This window comes from Promicromonospora sp. NPDC023805 (assembly GCF_040639635.1).
Lineage (GTDB): Bacteria > Actinomycetota > Actinomycetes > Actinomycetales > Cellulomonadaceae > Promicromonospora.
The window spans coordinates 82,420-108,882 of the sequence record NZ_JBFAAH010000006.1 but is presented as its reverse complement, the minus strand read 5'-3'; the positions used below and the strand labels follow the sequence as shown (position 1 = coordinate 108,882).

Sequence of the window (26,463 nt, the reverse complement as noted above, 5' to 3'; positions counted from 1 at the left end):
GATCTCGTCACGGATGGAGCCACCGTGCACATTTCTACCGTCTACGAACCGCGCCGCCCAGCACAGCCAGTGACTTGCGGACGACGCTACCGCGTGCAGCCAGTGCCTTGGCAGCCCCTGGCTCGGTCCGGGCGAACGAGATCACCATCCCGAGCGCCGCCATCGTCGTGATGAGCGCCGAACCACCGGCGGACACCAGCGGGAGCGGCACGCCGATCACCGGCAGGACGCCGATCACCACGCCGATGTTCACGAACGCCTGGCCCACTATCCAGCAGGCGACGGCGGCGGTGGTGACCTTGACGAACGGGTCGGTGTGCCGCCGGATCACCCGGCTCATCGCCAGCCCGAGCACCGCGAAGAGCGCGAGCACCAGCACCGTGCCGAACAGGCCGAGCTCCTCGCCGATGACGGCGAAGATGAAGTCGTTGTGCGCCTCGGGCAGGTAGCTCCACTTCTCGCGGCTCCCGCCCAGGCCAACGCCCCAGAGCCCACCGGTACCCAGGCCGAACAGGCCGTGCAGGGACTGGTAGCACCCCGAAGCAGGGTCGCACGAGCCACCGTAGGTTGCGTTGATGCGCTCCAGGCGGTCCCCGCCGTCCTGCTGCAGGATGAACACGTAAACCACGACGAAGGCCGCGAGCACGCTGCCGAGCGTCATGAGGGACATGGGCACGCCGGACACGAAGAAGGCGCCGGCCACCAGGAGGCCCATCACGAGCGCCGTGCCGAGGTCTCCGCCGGCGAGCACCAGGCCGAGCACCACGACGGCGCCCGGCACGGCGGGCAGAATCGCGTGCGACCAACTGCCTAGCAGAGCCTGCTTGCGGCCCAGCACGGTGCCGAGCCAAATGGCGAGGGCAAGCTTGGCAAGCTCGGACGGCTGGAAACGCACTGGCCCGAGCTCCAGCCAGTTCCGCTGGCCGTTGGTGACGTCGCCCAGGAAGATCACCGCGACAAGCAGCACCAGCACGACGGCGAGACCAGGCATCGCGAGCCGTTTGTACCAGCGGACCGGCAAGTGTGCGGCGACCAGCAGCACGGGCAGGCCCATCAGCGCGTACTGCGCCTGGACCAGGAACGCCGCGTACGGCGACTCGTCCGCGGCGATCGAGGTCACCGTCGAGCTGGACAGCACCATGATCAGGCCGATGACGGTCAGCAGCCCCGTGACGCCCACCAGGAGGTAGTAGCTGGAGACGTTCGAGTTCCACTGACCCAGCCAGGAACGCGCAGGAGCGCCGCGGTTCGTACTCGTCGTGGCCATACCCGTCCCTCCTGCTCAGGCGGTGAGCTCACGCACCACGCGTGCGAACTCCTCGCCGCGCTGGGCGTACGAGGCGAACTGGTCCTGCGACGCACCCGCAGGCGCCAGCAGCACGGTGTCCCCCGGCTGGGCCAGGTCCCGCGCTGCGGCTACCGCCCGGTGCATCACGGACCCAGTGTCACCGGGATCGATCACCACCACCGGGATCTTCGGCGCGTGTCGGGCCAGCGTGTCAGCCAGCGGACGGGGGTCCGAGCCGATCACGACCGCGGCGCGCATCCGGTCGGCGCGGGACGAGACGAGCTCGTCGAAAGTGGCGCCCTTGGGCAGCCCGCCGGCTATCCAAACGACGCTGCCGTGCGCGAAACCGGCCAGCGAGGCGGCCGCGGAGTGCGCGTTCGTGGCCTTCGAGTCGTTCACGTACGTGACGCCGTCCGCCTCGGCGACGCGCTGGATGCGGTGGTCGCTCGGCCCGAAGGACCGCAGCCCGTCGCGGACGGCGGACGCGGGCACGCCGTGTGCGCGGGCCAGGGCCGCGGCGGCCAGGGCATCGGCCACGATGTGTGCGGGCACGACGCCGTTGTGGTCACCCAGCTGCTTCAGGTCGGCGAGGGTGCCGAGCTCCGCGGCGCTCTTGCGGCGGTCCGGATCGTCGCCCGCGGCATGGAAGGCGCGGTCCACGAGGACGTCGTCGACCAGGCCGAGGTCGCCCGGGCCGGGCATGCCGGCCACGAAGCCGACGGCGCGCGCGCCCTCGACGACGTCGGCCTCGAGCACCAGGTCCTCGGTCTTCTTGTCCGCGGCGTTGTAGACGCAGGCGACCCGTGCGTTCTCGTAGATGCGGCCCTTGTCGCGCGCGTACGCGTCGATGGAGCCGTGCCAGTCGAGGTGGTCCGCTGCGACGTTGAGGACCGCGCCGGCCTGCAGCGACATCGTGTGCGTGAAGTGGAGCTGGAAGCTCGACAGCTCCACCGCGACGACGTCGAGGGTCGGGTCGAGCGCCGCCTCCACGAGGGACCTGCCCACGTTGCCGACGGCGGCGGTGCGCAGGCCCGCGGCCCGCAGGATCGCGACCAGCATCTCGACGGTGGTCGTCTTGCCGTTGGACCCCGTGATGCCCAGCCACTCGGCGGGCTGGTCGGAGCCGAGGCAGACTACCCGCAGGCGCCACGCCAGCTCGGCCTCGCTCCACACCGGTACGCCCGCGGCCAGCGCGGCAGCGACGACCGGGTGGTGCGGCGCGAAGCCCGGTGAGGCGACCAGCAGGTCCGCCGCGGCCAGCACGGCCGCGGCGCCGTCGGCGTCCAGCCCGCGGTGGTCGGCGTCGTCGGCCTTGTCGTCGACCGTGACCAGGGAGGCGACGCGCGACGTCAGGACGCGCTGCAGCGAGCGGCCGGTGACGCCGAGGCCGGCAAGGACCACCCGGGCCTCGGCGAGCGGGACGCGCAGCTCGACGGTCCCGTAGGCGTCGGAGCCTGCCGCGTCCGTCACGAGGCGACCCACTCGGCGTAGAAGATGCCCATGCCCAGGCCCGCGAGCAGGCCGGCGATCAGCCAGAACCGGATGACGATCGTGACCTCGCCCCACCCGGACATCTCGAAGTGGTGCTGCAGCGGCGCCATCTTGAAGACCCGCTTGCCCGTCATCTTGAAGTACGCGACCTGGATCACCACCGAGGAGACGATGACCACGAACAGCCCGCCGAGCATCACCGCGAGCAGCTCGGTCCGCGACAGGATCGACAGGCCGGCCAGCGCGCCGCCCAGGGCGAGCGAGCCGGTGTCGCCCATGAAGATCTTGGCGGGGTTGGCGTTCCACCACAGGAACCCGACGCACGCGCCAGTGACCGCCGCGGCGACGATGGCCAGGTCCTGCGGGTCGCGCACCTCGTAGCAGCGTGGTCCGGCTGTGGCGACGAGCTGGCACGACTGGTTGAGCTGCCAGATCCCGACCAGCACGTACGCGCCGAACGTGATGATCGAGACGCCGGTGGCCAGGCCGTCCAGGCCGTCGGTCACGTTCACCGCGTTGGACCACGCGGACACCAGCAGGTTGGCCCAGATCACGAAGAGGATGACGCCGACGGTGGCGCCGGCGAACGCCAGGTCGATCTCGGTGTCGCGCAGGAACGAGATCTTGGTCGACGCGGGGGTCCGCGAGTTCTCGTTGGGGAACTGCAGCGCGAGCACGGCGAACGAGACGCCGACGACGCCCTGCCCGATCAGCTTGGCGCGCGGGGTCAGGCCGAGGGAGCGCTGCTTGCGGATCTTGGTGAAGTCGTCGAGGAACCCGATCAGGCCGAGGCCCGCCATGAGGTAGAGCGCCAGCAGCGCCGACACGCTCGGGAGCCGCTGCGACACCAGCATCGAGGCAGCGACGCCGAGGACGGTCGCCGCGATGATGACGACGCCGCCCATCTGAGGCGTGCCGCGCTTGATGAAGTGCCCGGTGGGGCCGTCCTCGCGCACGAACTGGCCGTAGTTCTTGTGGATCAGGAACTTGATGAAGACCGGTGTGCCCAGCAGGGCGACGAGCAGCGCCACTGCGGCGCTGACCAGGATCGCGATCACTTGTGGTTGTCCTCTGTGGTCTTGGCACCCGACAGGTGGTCCCCGAGCGCGGTCAGCCCGGCACCGAGGGAAGACTTCACGAGCACGACGTCGCCGGACTCCAGCGACTCGTCCAGCAGCTCGCGGGCGGCGGCGATGTCGGGCACGAAGATCGACTCCGAACCCCAGGAGCCCTCCTGCATGGCGCCCTCATGGATGTGGTAGGCGCCCTGGCCGACCACGACGAGCTGCTTGATGTTCAGCCGCACCACGAGCCGGCCGATCTCGTCGTGCGCCGCACGGGCACTGTCGCCGAGCTCGAGCATCTCGCCGAGCACCGCTACCGAACGGCGGGTCCGGCCGGACACCACAGCGAGAGTGCGCAGCGCGGCCTTCATCGAGTCCGGGTTGGCGTTGTACGCGTCGTCGATCACCGTGACGCCGTCGGGCCGCTCGGTGACGGCCATCCGGTGCGGGCTCAGCGCGGTGGCCTCGGAGAGCCGCTTCGCGACGTCGGCCACCGGCACGCCGAGCCGCAGCGCCACCGTCCCGGCAGCGAGCGCGTTGCTCACGTGGTGCGCGCCGACGAGCTGCAGCGCGACGTCGGCGCGCTGCTCGTCGGCCTCGCCGCCGCGGGCTACGCGGAGCGTGAAGCTCGCCCGGCCCATGGGGTCGATGGTGATGTCCTCGGCGCGGACGTCGGCGGACGGAATGGTGCCGAAGGTCTGGACGGTCGTGCCGGGACCGGCCAGGCCGGCCATGGCCATGACCCGCTGGTCGTCGGCGTTGAGCACCACGGAACCGCCGTCGACGACGCCGGAGACCATCTCGGCCTTGGTCTTCGCGATGATCTCGACGCTGCCGAAGTGGCCGATGTGCGCGACGCCCACCGCGAGCACGACGCCGACGTCGGGCGGCGCGATGCCCGTGAGGTAGGCGATGTTGCCGAGGCGGTCGGCGCCCATCTCGAGCACCAGGTAGCGCGTGGCGGCGGTGACCCGCAGGACCGTGAGCGGCAGGCCGATCTCGTTGTTGAACGAGCCCTTGGTGAAGATGATCGCCTGCTCGCCACCCGCTTCAGGGGTGAGGAGCTGGCCGAGCAGGTCCTTCGTGGTCGTCTTGCCCACCGAGCCGGTCACGGCCACCACCTGGGGCACGACGCCGCCGTGGGCGCCGCTGCGCGCCGTCGCCAGGACGTACCGCGCCAGCTCACCGAGAGCCGCCTGGGGGTCGTCCACCACTACCGTGGGCAGGCCGTCCAGCTCGCGGGACGCCAGCACCAGCGCGGCACCCCCGGCAACCGCGGTGGCCGCGTAGTCGTGACCGTCCACCCGGTCGCCGGGCAGCGCCACGAAGAGCGCACCGGGCGCGGCGTCGCGCGAGTCGATGATCACCGCCCCCGTGACCGTGACGTCCGGGTCGGCGTGCAGCCGCCCGCCGGTGGCTGCAGCGACCTGGGCCGCAGTCAGCTCGATCATGCCTGTGGTGTCCTCTCCTGCACGGGGTCCTGCTCTGGCTACGCGTACTGCTGGGGCCTGCTGGGCTTGCACGTACTGCTGGGATTGCACGTACTGCTGGGGCTACACGTTCTGCTGAGGTACGGCTGCCCGGTCCGCCAGCGCGGCGCGTGCCTCGACGCGGTCGTCGAGCTGGTGGTCCACGCCGGCGATCTCCTGGACGGTCTCGTGCCCGCGGCCCGCGACCAGCACCGTGTCATCCGGGCCGGCAGCGAGGATCGCGGCGCGGATGGCGTCCGCGCGCGGGGCGACCTCGTGGACCTCCACGGTACGCGAGCCGCTGCCGTCCGCCGCATCGACCGTGCGGCCGGGTGTGCCGTCGGTTCCGGTGCCCGCGAGCACCTCTGCCCGTACCTTCGCGGGGTCCTCGTCGTGGGGGTCGTCGTCGGTCACATAGACCACGTCCGCGCCGCGGACGGCGGCGGCACCCATGAACGGCCGCTTGCCCGGGTCGCGGTCGCCTGTCGCGCCGAAGACCACGGAGAGCTTGCCGGACGTCGTCGGGCGCAGGGCGGCGAGGCTGAGCTCGAGCGCCTCGGTGTTGTGCGCGAAGTCCACGACCACGCGCGGGGAGGTGGCGAGCACCTCCATGCGGCCCGGGACGGTGGCACTCAGGCCGTCACCTGCCGCGAGCGCGTCGGTCACGTCGCGGATGTCCGAGCCGCCCTCGAGCACCATCGCCACCGCGAGCGCCGCGTTGGCCACGTTGTAGCCGCCGGGCAGCGAGGTGGAGGTGCGCAGCGTGCGCCCATCACGGTGGGTGAGGGTGAAGGCGGATCCGGTGCCCGACGGCGCGACGTCGGTCACGGTCCAGTCGGCGTCCTTGCCGGGCAGCGTGGTGAGCGTCGCGACGGGGATCTGCGCGGCCTCGGCCATGCGCTCCCCCCAGGTGTCGTCGATGGTGACGACGCCGCGGCGGGCCCGGGCGGGCGTGAACAGGTCGGCCTTGGTGGCGAAGTACGACTCGAAGTCACCGTGGAAGTCGAGGTGGTCCTGGGTCAGGTTGGTGAACCCTGCGACGCCGAATACGACGCCGTCGACCCGGTGCTGCGCGAGCGCGTGGGAGGAGACCTCCATGGCGAGCGTGCGCACGTGGTCCTCGCGCATCGCGGCGAGCAGGGCCTGCAGGTCCGCGGCCTCGGGGGTGGTTAGGACGCTCGGGATGACGCGGTCCCCTGAGCGGGTCTCGACGGTGCCGATCAGGCCGCCCTTCCAGCCGAGCGACCGCAGGAGGTGGTCGAGCTGGTAGGTGGTGGTGGTCTTGCCGTTCGTGCCCGTGACGCCGAAGGTCATCAGGTCCTCGGCGGGGTTGCCCAGCACCCAGGCGGCGACCTGGCCGAGGATGGCGCGGGGATCCTCGTCGGCGATGAGCACCGGGACGGTGTTGTCGGCGCCGATCAGCTCGGCCCCGCGCGCGTCCGTGAGGATGGCGCTGGCCCCGCGCGCGACGGCGTCGGCGGCGAACTGCGCGCCGTGCGCGCGGGCACCGGGGACGGCTACGAAGAGGTCTCCCGGCCTGGCGACCCGGTTGTCCGAGGCCACGCAGGTGACCGCGGCATCAGCGGGATGACCTGGGGCGATGGTGAGGCCGAACGCGGCGGCGAGGTCGGAGACCTGGCGCGCGGTGGTGGCCGCCGGGCGGATCCGGTCGAACGGGGATGTCACGGGGTAGAACCTACCGCGTCCGGGGGTAGGGGCCTGTCCTGTCTGTGGGGCTTGGGTGGTGGTTGTGGGGCGGTCCCGGTCACTGGGCGTCTACGTGCAAGAAAGCCCCGTACCGCGGCTGAGGAGTTATCCCTGTTCCCTTGAAACCGTCCAGCATCCCGAGTCAACAGGTGGAGCGGCGCGTCGTGTCCACGACGAGCGGTCGGCCCCCTCCCACCAGTCAGGGATCGGCCGTTCGTACAATATGACTGTCGCCCAGTAGAAGTCGGTTTCGTGCAGCATGATGTCCGTCGGGCTCGCCATGTCAAGATCGCCCCACTGCGCATTGATCCGAGCCACGGCTTCCGGCAGGGGCAACCCATTCCTGCCCGTCAATTCATCCAAGATTTCAGCGACGAGCTCGGCGACTTCGGTTGACATCGAAAACGGAAACCAATTGGACCCAAATATCGCCACTTAGACCGCCGTTCTGTCAGATATTGTCTTCATCCAATCAGAAAACTGATCTGACGAGACGCAATGGATTCCCAGGCGTCACCACCGAAAATCGCGGGCGTGGCATTTCGATTCAACTGACCGCCAGCCCTTCGATGATCAGATCTTGAAGTTCATGTGCGACATTCCGAATTCTTGAGCGCTCTTCGTCCTGATATACATCGGCCGACGAGTCGGCCACCGGAAAACTTCAACAAGGACGCCCGCAACCTCATGGTCGACGACGCTCTCGCCACGCCAGTGCTTCGCACAGGAGTGCGGAACCCATCAACTCGAGCATTTTAAGTCCAATCGAAGCAGTATCGATTGGCAGCACGATCGAACGTCTCGAGAATCCGCGTTGGTGAAAGTTCGAATGCCTTCTCGGCCCACCGACACATGGCTACAGCCAAGCCGTCGACCTGAAAATCGACCTCATTGAACAGGACATTCTCGATATTCACAAGAACAGGCGAGTTTCCAACCCGAGCGACGATGTCATCGGCAACGGCATCCAGGCCCCTGCGAAGCTCACTGCGATACGACTCGGGCAATGACGGTGCCGCATCGCCGAAACTCAAGCCGATGGAATGCCCGCGATCAGCAACGCGGTTGGAGCCATCACCAATCGACACTGTGCCGGTTATTACAATACTGATACCCCAGGACGATTTGATCAGCCGGTAAGCATGAGTCGTGCGTCGACTCTCCATCAGTGCCACCTTAGTAAGTTGAATACGTCCGCCGAGAAGAAGTGCTCCGTACCCTTCGATGTCGGCCGTGAGATGTAGCCAAGACCATGTCTCGCACCATCGCCATATATAGAGCTATGCCGCTCGACGAACTCGGCTGCGGCCCTATCTGTCATCCTCCCAACATGCGCTTGAGACATCCCAGCAAGGTCACGGTTATTCACCGAGAACCGCATAATTGTAGTTCCGGACTTATTCGCAGCATAGGCCACGGCTTCCGCTTTGCTACCCCACGAGTAGACACCAGGACCAAGATGTGCCTTGAAGGGATCCGTGGGGAACGGCTGCCCACCAGAGGCCAACCGCGCTGCATCATGCGGCCCCTGGACCGTGAAGAAGTCGGTACGACTGTCGTCCGCTTCATCGTCATCGCCTTCTTCCTCAGGGTCGGCGAAGGTGGTTTTGATTCCGCCATTTCCGCTGTTGTTCCCGCTGCCGGCACCACCAGTGGCAGGCGACGGTGCCGTCGGCCGAGTGACAGAGACGGCCCCGGTGTCCTGATTCATCCTGGCAATATCGGGCACCACGATCTTATCCTGAACGGTCGAGCAGCCCCCTATTGGGCACGTTGCGTCTGCGACCGACGGGGCAGATGCGATGTCCGAGATCACACCACCCACAACACCGAGAATAAACTTCAGGCCCGTGCTTGAAACGACTCTTCCGAGCGCCCCGGACAGATTGATGTTCCAGCCTGAGTTCCTGTTCGCAACTGCCCGGTTTGTATTCTGGGTGAGCCGGTAGTCCCCATCGATCGTCGGCCTAGGGGCCTGCAATAGACCTGATGGATCAGAGTAGGTGGTGGGGTTGTTGTTCGCGTACGCGTACCCGTTCCACTGTTGCGGGTCGGCCAGGTCCATGACCGGGTCGACCGACAGGAACCTGCCGACGGTCTCGTCGTACCACCGCGCACCTACGAGGGTCAGGCCCGTCGAGGCGTCGCGGACCTTGCCGAGGAACTCGTGGTCGCCAGGAGCCGAGTCCCCGCCACGTTGCTCACCGAACGGCAGCGTGTAGTGCTTGGCCACACTGCTGGTGGTCCAGTTGGTGTTGTGCACCGAAGCGAGCGCTGTGCCCTGCGGGTCATTAATCAGCGACGTGACACCGCCGAGGCCGTTCGCGGTACGCATCGCGACCGTCTGGCCGGCGAAGCTGTAGTACCTGGCGCCGGTGACCGTTCCGTTGGGTGCCTTGGTGATCTCCTGGCCACCGAGGTACACCGTGATCGTCCCGTCCGGGGCAGTGCGCACGAGGCGGTCCCCGTCAGCGGTGTACAGGTTCCGCCCGGTGACGGTCGCCGTCGTACCCGTTCCCCGGTCGGGCCCGGTCCCAGAGGACTGGTCACCGTCGCTGTCGTCGTCCCCTGAGCCCGGCTCGGGCTCCGGGTACACCGTGGTGGCAGTGCTGGTCGAGGCCAGCTCGGTCTCGTGGTCCCAGCCCAGCGAAAGCTTGGTGGTCAGGTAGTCGCTGTCCTGCGTCTGGGTCCGAGTCCGGCCCGCGTTGTCATAGGTGAACGACGTTTCCGTGCTGCCACTGGGCCCGTCCGTCGTGATCGACGTGACTGCGTGCGGCCCGGCGAACTCACCCGCGTCCGTGGAGTCACCGTCCGCGTTGAGGTCCCTGCTGCCCTCATAGTCGTAGCCCCTCTGGGTCGTCACTCCACCGTCGACATCGCCGGCGAGCCCGCGAGTTCTGTAGGTCTCGTCGGTGCGATTGCCAAGAACGTCGTCGTACTCGAAGGACGCCCAGTACGGGGCAGACCCGCCCAATGCGGCGGGAGACTTCGCCAGCGCACAGTTGCCAGTAGCGGGCGTCCAGGCCTCGGTCAGACGGCGCAGCGCGTCGTACTGATAGCACTGTTGGTCCGCGGCGCGGCCCGCCGCGGTCGGCTTGTCCTTGGCGCTGAGGACGTTGCCTGCGTCGTCGTACGCGTACCTGATGTCGAGCTCGGTGCCGCCGATCCGTTCGCGGTCGAGCTTCACGTTCATCAGCCGGCTGGTGCCGACCTCGTAGCCGTAGGACACGACGGTGCCGTAGGTGTTACCGAGGTCGAGGTAGGACAGCCGGCCGAAGACGTCGGTACGGCTGGAGGCGACGTACGTACCCCACCCGAACCCGCCACCCATCCACTCGGCGACGCTCGTCTCCTCGTCGAAGTGCGTGGTCACCGTCTCCTTGCTCAGCCCACCGGCGGCCGGATACGTGGTCGAGGCGACCTGCCCGTCCGCGGTGTAGGTGACCTTCTGCTCGTAGCTGCCCTTCAGCCCGGCCATCTGGGTAGTGTCCGGGATGACGGTCACCGTCCCGGTCGGACGATAGGCAGCGTCGAACCCGGTCAGGGCCGTGACGAACTCGCCGCTCCCGTCAGCCGACGGCGCGACGCGGGTCGAGCTCGTGACCTGCCCCTTGGCCGACGGCGGGTTCGTGCCGGCGTAGGAGGTCAAGACGTCATACGTCCACTTGGCGCGGAGTGTGCCTGTGGTGGCTGTGTCCTGCCGGACCGTCTTGCGGCGCCCCAGCTGGTCGTAGGTGTAGTGCAGCTTTTGGTTCGCGCCGTTCATCACCCAGGTGACCTGACCTGCGGCGTCGTACTCCGTTTCCGTCTTGCCGGCGTCCGGGTCGATGGCCACGACCTGTCGGCCGAGCTTGTCGTACCGGTACTCCCATTCGTTCATATCGGGGTCAAATACCTTGGACAGCCGTCCCGCCTTGTCGTACTCGTACTTGGTGGTCTGCTCGTCCAGGTCCAGCACGCCGGCCAGCGTGCGGACCGACAGGTCCTTGACCGGGTCGCGGAGGAACTGGCTCAGCGCCACGGTCCGGCCACGGGCGTCGACCTTGGTCTGGGTCGGGGTCGCGCCGTCCGGAGGAATGACGGTCGTAGTGGCACCGTCGTAGTGCGTGGTCGTGCGCCATCGCTCGTAGGCCGCGTTCGAGATGTTCCCCGTGAACAGGGCCTCGGTCCGGACCCGTCCTAGGCCGTCGTAGGTGAAGACCGTGGTGGCGTCCGGCTCGACGGCCGCGCCCACCAGGGTCGTGCTCGGCTTCCCGGTCGCGAACCAGCCTGAGGTGGTGAACCAGACCCGGCCGTTCACGTCGTACTCCGTGTCGGTGATGAGCCGGCCGTTGACGGCTTCCTCGTCGCCGTCCAGCGACTCGGTCTGCGTCTGGATGGGTCGCAGCAGACCGTCGTACAGGGCCACGGACACGTGGTACTTGACCCCGTCCGCGGCGAGCGTCCTAGTCGTCACAGCGTTCACACCGGTGCGCGACGTCGAGTAGGCGTACGTGACGTTTGCCGACTCGCCCTGCCGATCCGGATAGTTCACCGACAGCAGGCGGCCCGCGGCGTCATAGCTCGCCGTCGTGAGACGGTTGTTGGGGTCGCTCACCTTGGTCGGTACACCGAGCAGCGGGTGCAGGGCGGTTGTCGACTCGTGTGCTGTCAGGGTGACGCCGTCACCGTCGCCATCGCCCGCGCCATCCGGATCCGGGCTCTTGGTGGTCACCGTGGCAGGGACACCATGAGACTCCGTGTATCGAGTCTCGGATACCCGCCCCAACGGGTCGGTCGAGCTCTCTACACGGCCCCGGTCGTCATACACCGTGTGCACGGTCGGAGACGCGTTGTTGAGAGCACCGTCCTTGTCGTTCGTCTTGACGCTCGTCGGCAGCCCTCGGTCGCCAGGATCGTCATAGCTGATCTTTGACGCCCCGATCAACTGGTCGGGAGTGGTCTCCGTGATGGCGCATCGCACGCTGACCGTCTTGGTCGTAATCGGCACCACGAAATGCTTGGCGCTGTCTTTCAGATAGCCGGTAGTGATGCAGAGGTCGTCCGACGTCGTGTTGTCGTCAGCCGTCTCCGAGAACGCCCCGTAGTCGTTGACCTTGGTGACTTCTCCATGATCGCCGTACTCCGTATCGGTACGCGTCACGTACTCCTGCGTGCCGTCGGCCGTGTACGACGCGGTGTAGACGTCCATCCGGGCGGTCCGGGTGGCGACCAACAGATCATCCGTCCCGGCACTACCCGTTCTCGCCGTCTCCTCTGCCTCGGGGATGGTGATCGTCTTGGAGACCCCCGTCTGTCCGTTGACCACCGTGCTCGTGACCGGCATACCGGCAAACCGCTCGTGGTCCCTGACACCGCGGGTGGTGATCGAGCCCAGCTCCAGGTTGATGTCCTTGCCAGTTCCCTGTAGGTACCGCGTCTTGGTCTTCGCAGCAACCGAGTCGGATCCAGTGGTAGTCGTGACGGTCTCGTAGCCGCGGTTGATCGAGTAGGTGCGGTCCTTCTTGGGCGTCAGCGGATCATCGATCCGCGCCCACTCGATGCCGCCGCCGTACGCGTACGAGGTGACGACATCAACGCTGAACGCACCGGTCTGGCCTGCCGACTGGGTCACCTTGGACACCATGTAGGAGTGGAAGTACTCGCTGCGCGGCTCGGGCATACCCCACGGGTGCCACACCACCGGGAAGCATCGCTTCTCGTTCGCGGACTGGTGCGCGGTCGAGATATAGCCCTGTGCGACCGGCTCGTACAGAGCAGCCGTGCACTCCGTCGGCGTGTACTTGATGGCGATCGTCGCGCCGGTTTCGGTAGTGATCCCCTCGACCCGAATACGGTTCATGGCAGGCAGGCCATCGACAACCGTGTCCGCGACACGCCCCGGCATCTGCTCGTTGCCGGTGAACCGGATGGGGTCGAAGACGACGTCGTCCGACGTCGAGCTGCTGGGTCCGTTGGCAGTGCGCCTGATCGCGTCGAGCCACAGGATCCGGCCCGTACCGTCGCCCGGGTCACGCCACGTCTGCGTCAGGGCGACCGAGTCCTTGGCCGTCAGCGTGCCGCCGACGTTCACCTTCGTCACCACGGTCGTGAGGCGCTTGGTCGAGAAGAACGCAGGGCTCCGGACGTCCGGGCAGCTGGTGCTCGATGAGCACAGCAGGTCCACGGGTGTGTCGTGCCAGCGCACCGCCCCGGCAGTCGTCCCCCGGTCGGCGTTCTCGCAGTCCGTCGCCGCCACCAGGCAGCGCTCGGCAGTGGCGAAGGCGACCAAGTTCGGAGCGCCGGCTCCGGTAGCGCTCACCGGCTCGGACCCGGCACGGGTGCCGTAGCTGATCCAGTCGAGTGTGCCGCCGCGCGTGTAGGTGCGAGTGGCGCCCGTGTTGTTGTTCGCGCCGTACCGGTTGGTCTCGCTCTCGTACCGGTAGGTCATCGTGTTGTCCGACGTGTCGCGGACGTAGTCGAGGTTGAACCGCCACCCCATCTGGCGGCCCGACTCCGCGAAGGCGGACTTGTACCCGGGCTCGTTCGGGTGGTTCGAGTACACCGGAACGGTCCAGCGGGAGTTCTGTGCCAGCGTGTCGCCGGAGTACCGCCCGTCCTTGCCGAAGAAGTAGACGGTGCCGTCAGTCGTCGTGACCTTCCAGTACTCCCCGGCCCAGCCGGCGTCTGTCGTGGCAGCCGTGCCTGTCGGCCGTCCGTACTGCTGCACGAGCGTGCCGTCGTCGGACTCGGGACGCCATTCGATGGCGTCGGTCGTGTCGGCGTCGTCCTTCTTCACCAGTGCCGAGGAGGTGCCGTTGAACACGAGGAAGGCGTTGTCGCTGTCCCAGCACAGGTCGCCCGTCTTGCGGGAGGCGTTGTTCGGGTTCTGCCCGCCGGACTCGTCCCGGTCCTCGGAGCACGGCACATACCGTCGCTCCACGAAGCCGCTGGTCATGTCCCACCCGTCCCCGACCCACGAGGACTGGTTGTTCGTGCTGGACACCCGCCCGTCGAGGGAGGCGCTCGAGTAGCCGATCGCGAGCTCGGGCGAGGGCCCGGCCGCCGGGGACGGGACCTGGATCGGGTACGACCAGCCCAGTGAGCCCGTGCCACCACTGACCGACCATGAGGATGCCGAAGACAGCGGAGTGGCGCCGAAGTCACCGGCACCCGAGCTGGTGCCCGCCGTGACGGCGAACGTGTCACCACCACCCGCCGCGAGTGCGCCCACCTGTGTTTCGGTGGTGGCGGACCTCTCCGCCGCGCCCGCAGCAGCAGCGGGGGTTCCCGCGGCAGCCAGGTCGAGCGTCGCGGTCACGCTTCCGTCCGTGGCGTTGTTCGTCGAGTCGACCGGCGTGGGTGAGCACTCCTCCAGGTCCGGGGTCGTGGCATGGCACTCCGGGATGCGGACGATGCCGAGACGGCCCGACCAGTCAGCACCCGCGAGGTCGGTGAACTTGTCGTAGTCCACCTGGACCTGCACCTGCCGCACCCCGTTCTCCGGCGGTGCCTCGGCGGACGTGTCGGTGACGTCGAGGAGCACACCGGAGATCCCGGCGCCGATCGCCGTGGCTTGGTCCGCGACCTCGACGTGCACCTCTGAGGCGGCCTCAGGCGTTCCCGCGGCAGGGGCCGGGGCACCGATCTTCAGGTCGAGTCCGCCCAGTGCCGTGTCCGGGACCGCGGTCAGCGTCTCGGGCACGGGAAGGGTGGCCTCGGCGGCATCCGGGGTCTTCTGCACGGGGACGAGCGCCGGGTCCGCGGTCGGCTCCGGCGGTGCCGCCACCGGCTCCGGTGTCGGCGTGACGGCGTCCGGTGCCGCGTCGTCCGCGGCCCGCTCGGCCGGGTCGAGGTTCTTCGTACGCGCCGCCAGGTCGGCGCCCTCCGCGTTCGCCGAGACCGCCGGGGGCTCGTACTCGACGGTGAGCTTGGCGTCGTGTCGGTACCGCTTCCACCCCTGCGTCATGTCGGTCTCGTTGAGGGCCACCAGACCCAGGCTGAGCGTTCCGGTATCGGTCGCGGCCAGGTTCTTGGCCCCCGTCGTCGCGTCGAAGTCGACCCATCCGGCGTTGTCGCACGCCTCCTTGTGCGCAACCGTCACACGGGACAGCTCCGTACCGAACGGAGGAGCGCCCCAGTTGTCCCAGTTCGACGCCGCGTCGATCGGCTTCGTGCCGTACAGCCGCACCGTGCGTGCCGTGCAGTCCCAGCTGTGGTCGCCGTAGACGCTGAACGTGGCTGAGGTGATCGCGGCGGGCTCGAGGAGCCCGAGGTGATCGAGGCCGGCGAACTGCCAGCCCAGCCGGAACCGAACCTTTTCCAGGCAGGAGGCAGCGACTGCGACGTCACAGAGCCCGAGGCCCTGGTTGCCCTCGAACATGTAGCCGCTGGTGGCATCCTGCGTGCCCTCGTGCACCATGAGCCACTCGTTGCCCGCGGAGGTCACGGTCGGGTCGATCAGGGCGGGGAACACCGTGTCCGGGTCCGAGAGCAGGAAGTCCCGGTCGGGCCGGATCCGCACACCGACCGTCGAGGGCTCGGTGGCGCCGGCAGAGCCGAACCCGCCCAGGGATTCCCCGCCAACGGACAGCCCGCCGGTCAGATCGGTGCCCGGCGCAGAGGCGCCGCTCAGCGCGCCCGCTCCCGTGCCCGCGTCGGCCGGCGTCCCCGACGTCAGCGCGCCGGTGGTGTGGCGGGCCTTGGCCGGGACGAGGTCCACCGGCATCGACACCTGCTCGTCTCCGTGAAGCGGGGCCGTCGCGCGGGCCGCCGGGTCGTCGGCGTCCTCGCCGCTGACCTGGTCCCACCGCGCGGCGGGCGTCGGCCCTGCGGAAGCCTTGGTGCCCCGCTGCGTGGCACCAGAGCTGAACAGACCGGAACCCGCGGCGCTCTCGTCGGGCGCGCCGGAGGCAGAGGAGTCCCACATCTTCGGCTCGGGAGCGCGGAAGACGTCCTCCCCGAAGGCGTCGACGACGTCGAAGCCACCCGCCGCGTTCTGCGTGACGGTCAGACCCGCCGACGTCGTGACGGGGAACGTGAGCTCGCCGAGCCCGATCTTCTTGTCGGCACGCAGGGCGGCGGCACGATCGGCCAGGCGCAGCGCCGTGGAGATGCCGGTGCCGTCCGAGTTGATGGTGACGACCAGGTCGGCACCCTTGCCCGCGACCCCGGGGTAGGTCACCGTGTCCCCGTCGACGACCGGCTCGGTCAGGTCGAACGGACTGTCATAGGTGAGGGTGTGGCCATCCTTGTTGATCGTCGCGAGCGGCCTGCCCGCCGTGCCGTCGGACAGCGTGATCGGGTAGACCGGTGCCGTGACGGCGAGCATCCCGTCGGTGGGGTCCGCGTCGGTGACCCGGTTCGAGACCGGCCCCCAGGCCCCGCTCACCGAGGTCCGGGTGGCGACCGCGGTGACCTCCTGGGAGACCTTGCCCTCCTCGGTCGCGGTGAACGTCGACCACGGCGAGCGGGCAGTCGTGATCTCCACGTCCATCCCGCAGGACTCCGCCAGCTCCAGCGCGGCGTCCTGTTCCGTCGCGGTGGGCTGACACTCGACTCCCGTGTGCGGGCCGACGGCGAGCGCCGGCTGGGCGACGAGGGCGAACACCAGCCCGCTCGCGACAGTCGCGACGCCGATGCGGTGTGTTCCTGCGCGCCAGCCCGACCGGACCTCACGCATCTTCCTGGCTGTCACCCTGCTCAGACCGCCACGCACCCTCTTGCCCGTCCCCGTCACCGCAGTTCCCATCTCGCTCATCAGCTTCCGAACGTCTCCACCCGCTTCTCGCGCGGTCACTGGCCCAGCTCCTCTGCCGGCTTGTCGCCGGCGGTCGGGTCCAGCGCCGGTGCACCGCCCCGGAAGTCGGTGTCATCCGCGCCCTGACACAACCGGCGGATCTTGTTCTCGGCGATGACCGTTCCTTCGAACACGCGCACGTTGTCGACCTCGCCGTCGAAGTAGTGAGCCGTCGCGCCGTTCCACATGCCGCGGCCGATCACCGTCGGACCCGTCGCGCGCCACAGCGTGGGCGTGGTTGTCGTGGAATCACTTCGGATCGGGTTCGCCGGCGAGGGACGCTCCGGCGTGCCGATGGGGCACACCCACAGCGATGCCTTACCCGTGTCCTTGTCCCACGAGCCCGTCAGGTGCACCCACTCACCCGGGGTATAGGTCACCCCGGTGGACTGGGTGGCGCGGACGATCGGGGACTCGTTTGCATCCGCGCGGTACAGGTTGAACGACCAGCAGCCGCCGTCGGGCCGACACGACCCCCACCACATCAGAGCGAAGGGCGACTGTGCGGTGCCGTTCTGCGAGACCGCGATGTCGTTTCCAGCCAGGTCGGCGTCCGGTGGTAGACGCACGTGCGCCGTCACGACAAAGCTCTTCGTCGTGTCGATCCCGGCGCCGACAGTCACGGCGCGGTCGTCGATACCGTCCAGAGAGAGCGCCTTGTCCCCGGCTCGCGATCCGAACAGCTCGTGCGGTCCGATCTTCCAGGACGGTGACGTGCCTGCTCCGTCGTCCCTGAGCGTCAGCGGCTCCTTCACCGTGACCCATGCTCCGTCCGCAACGGTCGTACCGGAGCCCTCGTCCATCCGCCAGACATGCGTGGCCTGAGGCGCGGCGACGTCCACGGAGTACGTCCGCGGGTCGGAGATGTTGCCTGCACGGTCTACCGACCGCACGTACACGGTCACCGGACCGGGCTTGGTCGGCGTGAACGAGATGACGGCGTTCCCGGTCGAGGTGGTTGCGACCCGCTTCGGGGTAGCGGGATCCGTGAAGCCGTAATGGAACCGGACCACGTCCGTGGACCCGTTCCATCCGAGCAGGAACTTGCCCGTCAGTCCGATGCCGCCGGCCTCGACGTTCTCGTTGGTGTACACAGCCTCGATACCCGGGCCGCTCGTCACGGGAAGGATGTTCGGCATCGACGGTTTGGTGATGTCCACCGTGAACTCGCACCACTTCGACCACGAGCCTTCTCGGCCCGTCGAGTCCCTGGCCAGCGCGCGCCACTTGTACACGACGTTGGACGCGAGCCTGCCGCTCGGCACCTGGATGGTGTGCGTCCTACCGGTCGGCAGGTACGAGGACATGTACGCGCCCCAGGTCTGGGTGCCGCTGTTGATCCGCCAGATCTGGAACCGCGCCTTGGTCGCGTTCCCATCGGGGTCGCGGATGAAGACGGACAGCTTGGGAGTCGTGGTGCGCAGCACCGGACGGTCCGTCCCGGTCCTGCAGGAGTAGTCCTCCTTGCTGTGCCACGTCTTCTGGCTCGTCGGGATGCCAGGCGCACGGTTGTAGGTGACCGACAGAGTCGCGCGCGGGCTGGTACCGCCGTTGCCGTCGTTCCGGCCGATGTACCGCTTCCAGCCGGCCATCGTCGTCTCGTTCGCCGAGCGCACACCCAGGGTGAGCGACGACCAGTTCGACGACGCGACCTTCTTCGCGCCGGCCGTGACGTCGAACCCGACCGACCGCACCATGCCGTCACAGCCGGACCGGTGCGTCACCAGCGCCGTCGCGAGCCTCGTCGACCAGGAGCCGGGGTTGTGCCACGTCGTCGAGCTGCTGACGGCGTTCGAGCCGGTCTGGTACACCCAGACGCCGGTCTTGTCACAGTTGTAGGAGAACGTGGCATTGATGTTGAAGACGGCCTTCGTCACGTCCGACGACGACAGGCCTCCCACCCCGCTCAGGCCGCCGAACTCGTACAGGCTGCGGTGCGTGCTGGACAGCCCGCACTGGTACCCGGCGTACGGGTCCGGCGCCGAGCACCGGCCGACACCGGCGTCGCCGTCGAACTGGTACGAGGAGGAGCTGTCCGGCCAGGCGCTGCGGATGGCCGTCACCTCGGAGAGCGTTCCGGAGACCGCCAGAGCGGCGAACATCGGAAACTGTGTAGTTTCCTCGGTCGCCGCGCTCTCGATCGCGGCGCCGACCACATCCTCGGTACCATCGCCGTCATCCACCGGAACTTCGACCACCGCGTCCGGGGTCAGCGGACCCGCCAGCGGGTCTGCCGAGCCGGACAGGGCCGATGCGGACGGGCTGGCTTCCGCCTCGGAGAACGACGCCGCCCGGGCCGGCACGACAGTCGTGTCGGCGGCCTGCTCGGCGGACGCTTCATCCGCGGGCGCTTCCTCCACAGGCGCTTCAGAGGTCCAGACCAGCGGGCGGGACGACCGGAACACCTCTGGGTCGCCGTCGTCGGCGTCCGGCTCGGTCGCATGCGGATCGGTGACGGTGAAGGCACCGTGCTCACGCGCGACCTCCAGGCCCGCACCGGCGGCGTCCTGGGCGCTCACGCCGAGGCCGAAGTCAGCGTCGAGGCCCGCCACGTGCGGGTTCCTCGCAGCCTTCTCGTCCGCGATACGCAGCACCTGGCTGAAGCCCGAACCGTCGGCGTTCACCGCGACGACCAGGTCGACGCCGGACGGCTTGCCGCCGGTCGACAGGACGTCGGGGTACACGATCCGGTCCCCGTCGACGACCGGGTCGGTGAGCTCGAAGGGCGCCTCGACGTCGACGACCTGACCGTCCGCGGAGGTCATCCGTGCCAGCACGTCCGGCTCGGAAGCGGCATCGTCGCCCCCCGAGGAGAAGCTCATCGCCACCGCCGGTGCGGCGGGGCTCAGGCGGCCGGTCTCGTCCTCGGCGACCGCCGTCTCGATCGGCTCGAAGTCTCCGTCACCGTCCGCGTCGGAGGCGTCCGCGCTGCTCCCGACCTCCAGCCGCACCTGCCCCGACGGCTGACCGAAGAACGACTGCCAGGGCGTCTTCTCGTCGAGCGCCTCGACCTCGTGGCCGCACCGGGCGGCGGTGGCCAGGGCGTCCGACATCGTGGGCTCCTCGACGGGGCACTCCAGCACGGGCTCATCGCCCGGGCTCATCGCCGACAGCATCCCGTCGGCAGCGCCCGTCGCGACCAGCGCTGACGCACCCGTCGCGAGCACTACCAGCGCCGTCACCGCGGCTACCGCGCTGCCGGCACGCGTCCGAATCCCTCGCGCCGAACGCTCCCACACCGCATTCGCCGTTCGACGCGCCCCACCAATGCCCAAAATATCCACATAGGGGAGGTTAGGGGTAAGAAGGAACCAATCTTGCCGAATTGCGGGTGAACTATTACCAGCCGCGGGTGATGTTTCGAGGCTTACGGACGAGGGCCACGCACGTCCTCGTCCCGGTCGCCCTCGAGCACGGCGATGCGGTGCTCGAGCCGCTTGATCCGGTCGTACAGGTCCACCAGGGTCACGCCGTCAGCGACGACGCCCGGCCGGTGGCGGTGCCGTCGGACGAAGTCCTCACGACTCTCCCCTGCTCCCTGATGGAACGTGCTGGGGCTGGCGTCCCAGCCCGTCGGCTCCGGGCGGCCGGCTCCCCCGCCCGTCGGCTCCGTACCGCTCGGGAAGAGCGGCTCACGGAGCTTCTTCTGCAGACGCATGATGAGCATGCCGCCGAAGATCACCGCGAGCAGCGCGCCCAGCGGGATCACGAGCCAGAACAAGGGGGACTCGAACATGGCAGCAGGCTAGCGGCGGTCCGGGGCCGGGCGGCACTCATGACGCGGAACTGTTTACGCAGGTGAGGTGTGTTGCTGTGCGTAGACGATGTCTACTCACAGCAACACACCTCGCAGACCTACACCTTCCGCCGGTCGGTCCCGACGGCGGCAATCCGCTACCGCGCCACCAGGTCCGGCAGCTCGCCGCCCACCAGCCCGGACGTGTGCAGGTGACACGCCACCAGACGCCCCTCCTCTGCCTGCGCCGTCCGCCCCAGCACGGGCAGCTCCGTACGGCACACGTCCATGGCGTGCGGGCACCGGGGCGCGAACGGGCAGCCCGGCGGGCGCTTGGACAGGTCGGGCGGCGCCCCCGGGATGCCGGTGAGCTCCCGCCGCGGCCCGTGCAGCGGAGGGAACGACCCGAGCAGCCCCGCCGAGTACGGGTGTCGGGGCTTCGCGTAGACGTCCCGCGCGGCCGCCGTCTCCACTATCTCGCCCGCGTACATGACGGCGATCCGGTCGGCGACCTCGACGAGCAGGGACACGTCGTGCGTGATGAGCACCACGGAGAAGCCCAGCCGCTCGCGCAGCTCCATCACCTGCTCCAGGATCTGGCGCTGCATGACGACGTCGAGCGCCGTCGTGGGCTCGTCCATGATGAGCACCTGCGGCTCCAGCGCGAGCGCCATAGCGATCATGACGCGCTGCCGCATGCCGCCGGAGAGCTGGTGCGGGTAGGACCGCAGCCGGTCCGCCGAGATGCCGACGAGCCGCAGCAGCTCGGCCGCCCGCTCCCGGGCCTCCTCGCGGCGCATGCGCGGCCGGTGCGCCATGATGCCGTCGATGAGCTGACGATCTACCCGGAACACCGGGTTGAGCGAGCTCATCGCGCCCTGGAACACGATGGCGATGTCGCGCCAGCGGGCGGCCCGGAGTTCGGCGTCGGACAGGGAGAGCAGGTCCGCGCGCTTGCCGTCGCGGCCCGTGAGCCACACCTCGCCGCCCGTGATGAGACCGGGTGGCGACAGCAGCCTGGTGGCCGCGTAGGCGAGCGTGGACTTGCCGCAGCCCGACTCCCCCGCCAGCCCCAGCACCTCGCCGCGATTCAGCGTGAGCGAGACCTCCCGCAGCACGTGCGTCGGGTCGTCGCCGAACCCGTAGTCGACGCTCAGGTTCCGGATCTCCAGGACCGGGTCCGACGGCGTCGGCGCCTGGGCCTGCGCGCTCGCCTGGGTACTGATGTCCGTCTGGCTCATGACCGTGCCTCCCGCACCACCGGAGTGAACCCCACGCGCGGCCGGATGCCCCGGCGGCGCAGCGAGCGCGCGTGCAGGCCGGTGGACCGCAGGCGGGGGTTGACGATCTCGTCGATACCGAAGTTGACCAGCGTCAGGGCCATGCCCAGCAGGGCGATGCACGCGCCGGCCGGCACGAACCACCACCACGCACCACGCTGCAGCGCGAGGTTGTTCTGCGCCCAGAACAGGATGGTGCCCCAGTTCCACTCGCTGACCGGCGTGATGCCGATGAACGACAGCGTGACCTGGGACAGCACGGCGAACGTCACGGTGCCGACGAAGCCGGAGGCGATCACCGCCGTCAGGTTGGGCATCACCTCCGCGAGCACGAGGCGCCACGTGCGCTCCCCGTTTGCCCGTGCCGCCTCGACGAAGTCGCGCTTGCGCAACGACAACGTCTGGGCCCGCAGCACACGCGCGCCCCACGCCCAGCCGGTCGCACCGATGACGAGGGCCACCGTGAGCCCGCCCGCGGACGGCAGCTGCGCGGCGATCAGGATGATCAGCGGCAGCTGCGGGATGACGAGGAACATGTTCGACAGCGCGGACAGCGACTCGTCGCCGATGCCGCCGATGAACCCGGCGGTCACGCCCACGAGCACACCGACCACCGTGGCGCTCACGCCGGCGACCAGGCCGACGACGAGCACGCCGCGGGTGCCGACGACGAGCTGCGACAGGATGTCGCGGCCCGTGTGGTCGGTCCCGAGCCAGTGCGCCGCCGACGGCGGACTGAGGAGCGCGTCGCTCACCTGGTTCGGGTCGTACGGCGCGATCCACGGGCCGAACAGCGCGAGCAGCGTGAAGAAGCCGAGGATGACCAGGCCCGTGATCACCTTGCCGTTGCGCAGGAACATCAGCCGGTTGTTCATCGGTCCTCCGTCCGGGTGCGGGGGTCGAGCAGGGCGTAGGCAAGGTCGGCCACCATGTTCGCCACGAGGACGGACAGCGTGATGACCAGGAAGCAGCCCTGCATCAGCGGGTAGTCGTGGGTGGAGACCGCCTGGTAGAGCGTGTAGCCGATGCCCTGGTAGGAGAAGACCATCTCCATGATCAGCGTGCCGCCCACGACGAAGCCCAGGGACAGCGCGAAGCTGGAGACCTGCGGCAGCACGGCGTTGCGGGCCGCGTAGCCGAGCATCACCTGGTGCTCCGGCAGGCCCTTGGCGTGCGCGACGGTGACGTAGTCCTCCGAGGAGACCGTCACCATCATGTTGCGCATGCCGAGCACCCAGCCCGCCACGGATGACAGCACCACGGTGAGGGCCGGCAGGAAGCCGTAATAGATGACCGAGCCGATGAACTCGCCCGTGAACGCGGGTACCAGGCCGCGGTCGTAGCTGCCGCTGGACGGGAACCAGCCCAGGTTCACCGACAGGACGGCGATGGTGATCAGGCCGAGCCAGAAGTACGGGACGGCCTGGAAGAACGTCGCCACGGGCAGCAGCCCGTCGGCCCACGTACCGCGGCGCCAGCCGAGGAAGGTGCCGATGAGGGAGCCGATGACGAACGCGATGATCGTCGCCACGCCGACCAGCCCGACCGTCCACGGGAGCGACTGGCTCACGATGTCCGCGACCGGCGTCGGGAAATGCGTGAAAGAGAGGCCCAGGTCGCCCCGGAAGAGCAGACCCCAGTAGTCGACGTACTGCTGCCACAGGCTGGTGTCCTGGTCCAGCCCGAACAGCACGCGCAGCGAGTGCTCCGCACGCGAGTCGATGCGGCCCTGCATGCGGCCCAGGAGGGCCGTCACCGGGTCGCCGGGCAGCATGCGCGGGATGAAGAAGTTGATGGTGATCGCGGCCCACGCGGTCAGCGCGTAGAACAGGACCCTGCGCAGCAGAAACCTCATGTGCCCGCCTCCCCACCGCTGGTCGAGCCCGCGCCGCTGGTCGAGCCGGTCGAGACCCCCGAACCCGCCGGCACCAACGGCCGGTCCTCCCGGTCGCTGTACCCCCAGCACGCCGCCGACCGGCCGGCCGACACCTCGATCAGCGCCGGCGTCTCGCGCCGGCACAGGTCGGACGCGTACGGGCAGCGCGGCGCGAACCGGCATCCGGGCGGCGGATCGACCAGGCTCGGCGGCTCGCCGCCGGTCCCCTGGTCCCGCACGGCCGCCGCACCGGCGCCCGCGAGGTCGTCCGGATCGGGCGCGGAGGCCACGAGCAGCCGCGTGTAGGGGTGCAGCGGCTCCTGGGTAACCGACTCGCTGTCCCCGTTCTCCATGACCTGCCCCGCGTACAGCACGGTCGTCCGGTCGGCGAAGTACCGCGCCGAGGCGATGTCGTGCGTGATGTAGAGGACGGCGATCCCGAGCCGGTCGCGCAGGTCCGCCAGGAGGTTGAGGATGCCGAGCCGGATCGAGACGTCGAGCATCGAGACGGGCTCGTCCGCGAGCAGCACCTCGGGCTCCGCCGCGAGCGCCCGCGCGATGGCGATGCGCTGCCGCTGCCCGCCGGACAGCTCGTGCGGGTACTTGTCGACGTACCGCGCGGCGGGCGTGAGGTGCACGCGCTCCAGCAGCTCGGTCAGGGCAGTCTCCAGCTGCGCTCCCTGCAGCCTGCCCCGGTGCAGCCGCAGCGCCCGGGTGAGCGTGTAGCGCACCGGGTGCACAGGATTGATGGACGCGAACGGGTCCTGGAAGATCATCTGCACGCGTCGCACGTACGCGCGGAACGCCCGCCGGCCCCGCACCTGGACCTCGGTGCCGTCGAGCAGTACCTGGCCGGCCGTGATCGGGATCAGCCCGGCCAGCAGCCGGGCGACCGTGGACTTGCCGGAGCCCGACTCCCCCACCACGGCCAGGACCTGGCCGCGGTGGAGCTCGAGGTCCACGCCGTCGACGGCGTGGATCGCCCGGGCGGGCGGGCGGCCGGCGATGCGGCGTCCACCCGCCCGGATCTGCCCTGCTCGAAAATATTTGGTGAGGCCGCGCGCGGCCAGCACCGGTGTGCTGTGACTCATCAGCCGTCCGCAGGCTCGAGGTTCATCAGGATCTGGGCGGCCTGCACGCCGGTCGGCTGCGGCTGGTTGTAGGGGTCCTCCTCGGAGGGCCAGCCCACGTAGTTCTGCGTCGAGTACTGCGCGGTGGCCGGGCGGGTCCAGATGGCGATGCCCGGCACCTCCTCGACGAAGACCTTCTGGACCGTCTCCAGCGCGGCGGCACGTGCGGCCTCGTCGGGCGCCGCGGCGTAGTCCGCGAGGGCCGCAGTGGCGTCGTCGTTCTGGAAGCGGCCGAAGTTCCACGTGGCCGGCTCGCCGAGCTTCTTGTAGTGGGCGCCGTCCATGATGTCGGAGTACATGTCCCACGGGGTGGCGCCGCCGTCGGTCCAGTGCAGGGTGGCCTGGAAGTCGCCGCCGGGGATGACGTCGGCGAACCAGCCGTCCTGGTTGACGGGGTTGACCGTCGCTGTGGCGCCGAGCTCGGCCGCCGAGTTCTTGATGAGGTCGAGCGCGGTCAGGTAGTCGTTCCAGCCGGCGGGGTTCACCAGCTCGAACGTGACGTCCTCGCCGTCGGGGTCGACGAGCTTCTCGCCCTCCCAGGTGTACCCGGCATCCTCGAGCAGGGCGCGGGCGCCCTCGACGTCGACCTCGTACTCCTGGTCGGCGTACTCGGCGAAGAGGAAGTCCTCGCCGGCGGGCAGCGGCAGGCCGGTCACGCTGGTCAGCGCGGGGTTCACGCCGGACGTCGCGACGTCGACGAGCTCCTGGCGGTCGATCACCATGTTGAGCGCCTGCCGGAACGCCTTGTCGTCGAACGGCTTGGTCTCGTTGTTCAGGTAGAGGACGTCGATGCCGAGGCCGCCCGCGGCGTACTGGTTGTAGTGCTCGGGGTCCTGGGCGATGTAGACGTTCTCGAAGTCGGCGATGAACGTCCAGCCCCACTGGGCCTCGCCGGTGGTGAGCGCCGTGGTCAGGGCGTTGTTGTCGTTGTACGACGAGTAGCGGATCTCGGGGACCGCCGGCTCGCCGCCCCAGTAGTCGTCGCGGGCGACGACGGTGGCGGCCTGCGGCGTCCACGACTCGAGCGTGTACGGGCCGGTGCCGACCGGCTCCGGGTTGGTGTCCGTGGTCGGGTCCTCGATGTCGGCCCAGATGTGCTCGGGCACCATGACCAGGTCGTACAGCTTGGACTGGTTGACGAACTGCCCGGCCGTGAACGTCACCGTGACGGTGGTGCCGTCGGACTCGATCGTGTCGTACGGCAGGGCCGCGGCGTTGAGCGCGTCGAAGTCCTTGCGCAGCTGGATGGAGAAGGCGACGTCATCCGCGGTGAACTCCTCGCCGTCCGACCAGGTCACGCCCTCGCGGGGCGTGATGACAGCTTCGGTGAAGTCCTCGTTCCACACGACGCTCTCGGCGAGCCAGGGGGACGGCTCCTCCGAGGGCCGCGCCTGGTTACGCATCATCAGCGGCTCGTAGATGGTGAACGCGTAGCCGAGCGAGAGCGCCGACGAGCCAGTGGCGAACGGGCTGTGGTTCTCCGTCTGCACGCCGTTCGGCATGCCGACGGTCAGGGTCTCCCCGCCTCCGGTCTGGGTGGTGCCTTCGCCTTCGCCTCCGCCGCCACCGCCGCAGGCCGTGGCCAGCAGCGCGATGGCTGCCGCGGCTGCCGCCGCGGCGACGTGCTTGTGAATCCTCACGGTG

At 69.0% G+C, this 26,463-nt stretch carries 14 protein-coding genes; all 14 read right to left on the bottom strand.

Going from position 1 to position 26,463, the window contains the following annotated elements:
* Positions 1 to 34 precede the first annotated feature (34 nt).
* Complete coding sequence (ftsW, locus tag AB0F70_RS08710; protein ID WP_357446238.1) at positions 35 to 1,267, bottom strand: putative lipid II flippase FtsW; 1,233 nt, start codon at positions 1,265 to 1,267, stop codon at positions 35 to 37.
* A 15-nt stretch (positions 1,268 to 1,282) separates the two neighbouring features.
* Entirely contained in the window at positions 1,283 to 2,758 is a 1,476-nt protein-coding gene (gene murD, locus AB0F70_RS08705) for a UDP-N-acetylmuramoyl-L-alanine--D-glutamate ligase (RefSeq protein WP_357446235.1), read from the bottom strand.
* Positions 2,755 to 3,837, bottom strand: a complete 1,083-nt coding sequence (gene mraY / locus AB0F70_RS08700; protein ID WP_357446232.1) for a phospho-N-acetylmuramoyl-pentapeptide-transferase — start codon at positions 3,835 to 3,837, stop codon at positions 2,755 to 2,757. The genes murD and mraY overlap by 4 nt, the downstream gene beginning before the upstream one ends.
* Positions 3,834 to 5,294 carry a UDP-N-acetylmuramoyl-tripeptide--D-alanyl-D-alanine ligase gene (gene murF / locus AB0F70_RS08695; RefSeq protein ID WP_357446229.1) on the bottom strand — a complete coding sequence of 487 codons (1,461 nt, stop codon included), beginning with the start codon at positions 5,292 to 5,294 and terminating at the stop codon, positions 3,834 to 3,836. Before murF ends, mraY begins: the two co-directional genes overlap by 4 nt.
* Positions 5,295 to 5,396: 102 nt before the next feature.
* Positions 5,397 to 6,998 carry a UDP-N-acetylmuramoyl-L-alanyl-D-glutamate--2,6-diaminopimelate ligase gene (locus AB0F70_RS08690; RefSeq protein WP_357446226.1) on the bottom strand — a complete coding sequence of 534 codons (1,602 nt, stop codon included), beginning with the start codon at positions 6,996 to 6,998 and terminating at the stop codon, positions 5,397 to 5,399.
* Positions 6,999 to 7,774: 776 nt separating this feature from the next.
* Positions 7,775 to 8,185, bottom strand: a complete 411-nt coding sequence (locus AB0F70_RS08685; RefSeq protein WP_357446223.1) for a hypothetical protein — start codon at positions 8,183 to 8,185, stop codon at positions 7,775 to 7,777.
* Positions 8,185 to 16,680, bottom strand: coding sequence for an RHS repeat-associated core domain-containing protein (locus tag AB0F70_RS08680; protein WP_357446220.1), 8,496 nt, complete (start codon positions 16,678 to 16,680; stop codon positions 8,185 to 8,187). The genes AB0F70_RS08685 and AB0F70_RS08680 overlap by 1 nt, the downstream gene beginning before the upstream one ends.
* Positions 16,681 to 16,793: 113 nt before the next feature.
* On the bottom strand, positions 16,794 to 19,979 hold the full coding sequence (locus tag AB0F70_RS08675; RefSeq protein WP_357446217.1) for a hypothetical protein: 3,186 nt from the start codon (positions 19,977 to 19,979) through the stop codon (positions 16,794 to 16,796).
* 185 nt (positions 19,980 to 20,164) lie between these two features.
* On the bottom strand, positions 20,165 to 20,533 hold the full coding sequence (locus AB0F70_RS08670) for a hypothetical protein (RefSeq protein ID WP_357446214.1): 369 nt from the start codon (positions 20,531 to 20,533) through the stop codon (positions 20,165 to 20,167).
* 158 nt (positions 20,534 to 20,691) lie between these two features.
* Entirely contained in the window at positions 20,692 to 21,774 is a 1,083-nt protein-coding gene (locus AB0F70_RS08665; protein ID WP_357446211.1) for an ABC transporter ATP-binding protein, read from the bottom strand.
* Positions 21,771 to 22,688, bottom strand: a complete 918-nt coding sequence (locus AB0F70_RS08660) for an ABC transporter permease (protein WP_357446208.1) — start codon at positions 22,686 to 22,688, stop codon at positions 21,771 to 21,773. The genes AB0F70_RS08665 and AB0F70_RS08660 overlap by 4 nt, the downstream gene beginning before the upstream one ends.
* The gene (locus tag AB0F70_RS08655; RefSeq protein WP_357446205.1) at positions 22,685 to 23,668 is read right to left on the bottom strand and encodes an ABC transporter permease; all 984 of its coding nucleotides are present in this window, start codon (positions 23,666 to 23,668) and stop codon (positions 22,685 to 22,687) included. Before AB0F70_RS08655 ends, AB0F70_RS08660 begins: the two co-directional genes overlap by 4 nt.
* Positions 23,665 to 24,780 (bottom strand): ABC transporter ATP-binding protein, encoded by a 1,116-nt coding sequence (locus AB0F70_RS08650; protein ID WP_357446202.1) that lies wholly within the window; start codon positions 24,778 to 24,780, stop codon positions 23,665 to 23,667. Before AB0F70_RS08650 ends, AB0F70_RS08655 begins: the two co-directional genes overlap by 4 nt.
* Positions 24,780 to 26,459, bottom strand: coding sequence for an ABC transporter substrate-binding protein (locus tag AB0F70_RS08645; RefSeq protein WP_357446199.1), 1,680 nt, complete (start codon positions 26,457 to 26,459; stop codon positions 24,780 to 24,782). Before AB0F70_RS08645 ends, AB0F70_RS08650 begins: the two co-directional genes overlap by 1 nt.
* Positions 26,460 to 26,463: the final 4 nt, after the last annotated feature.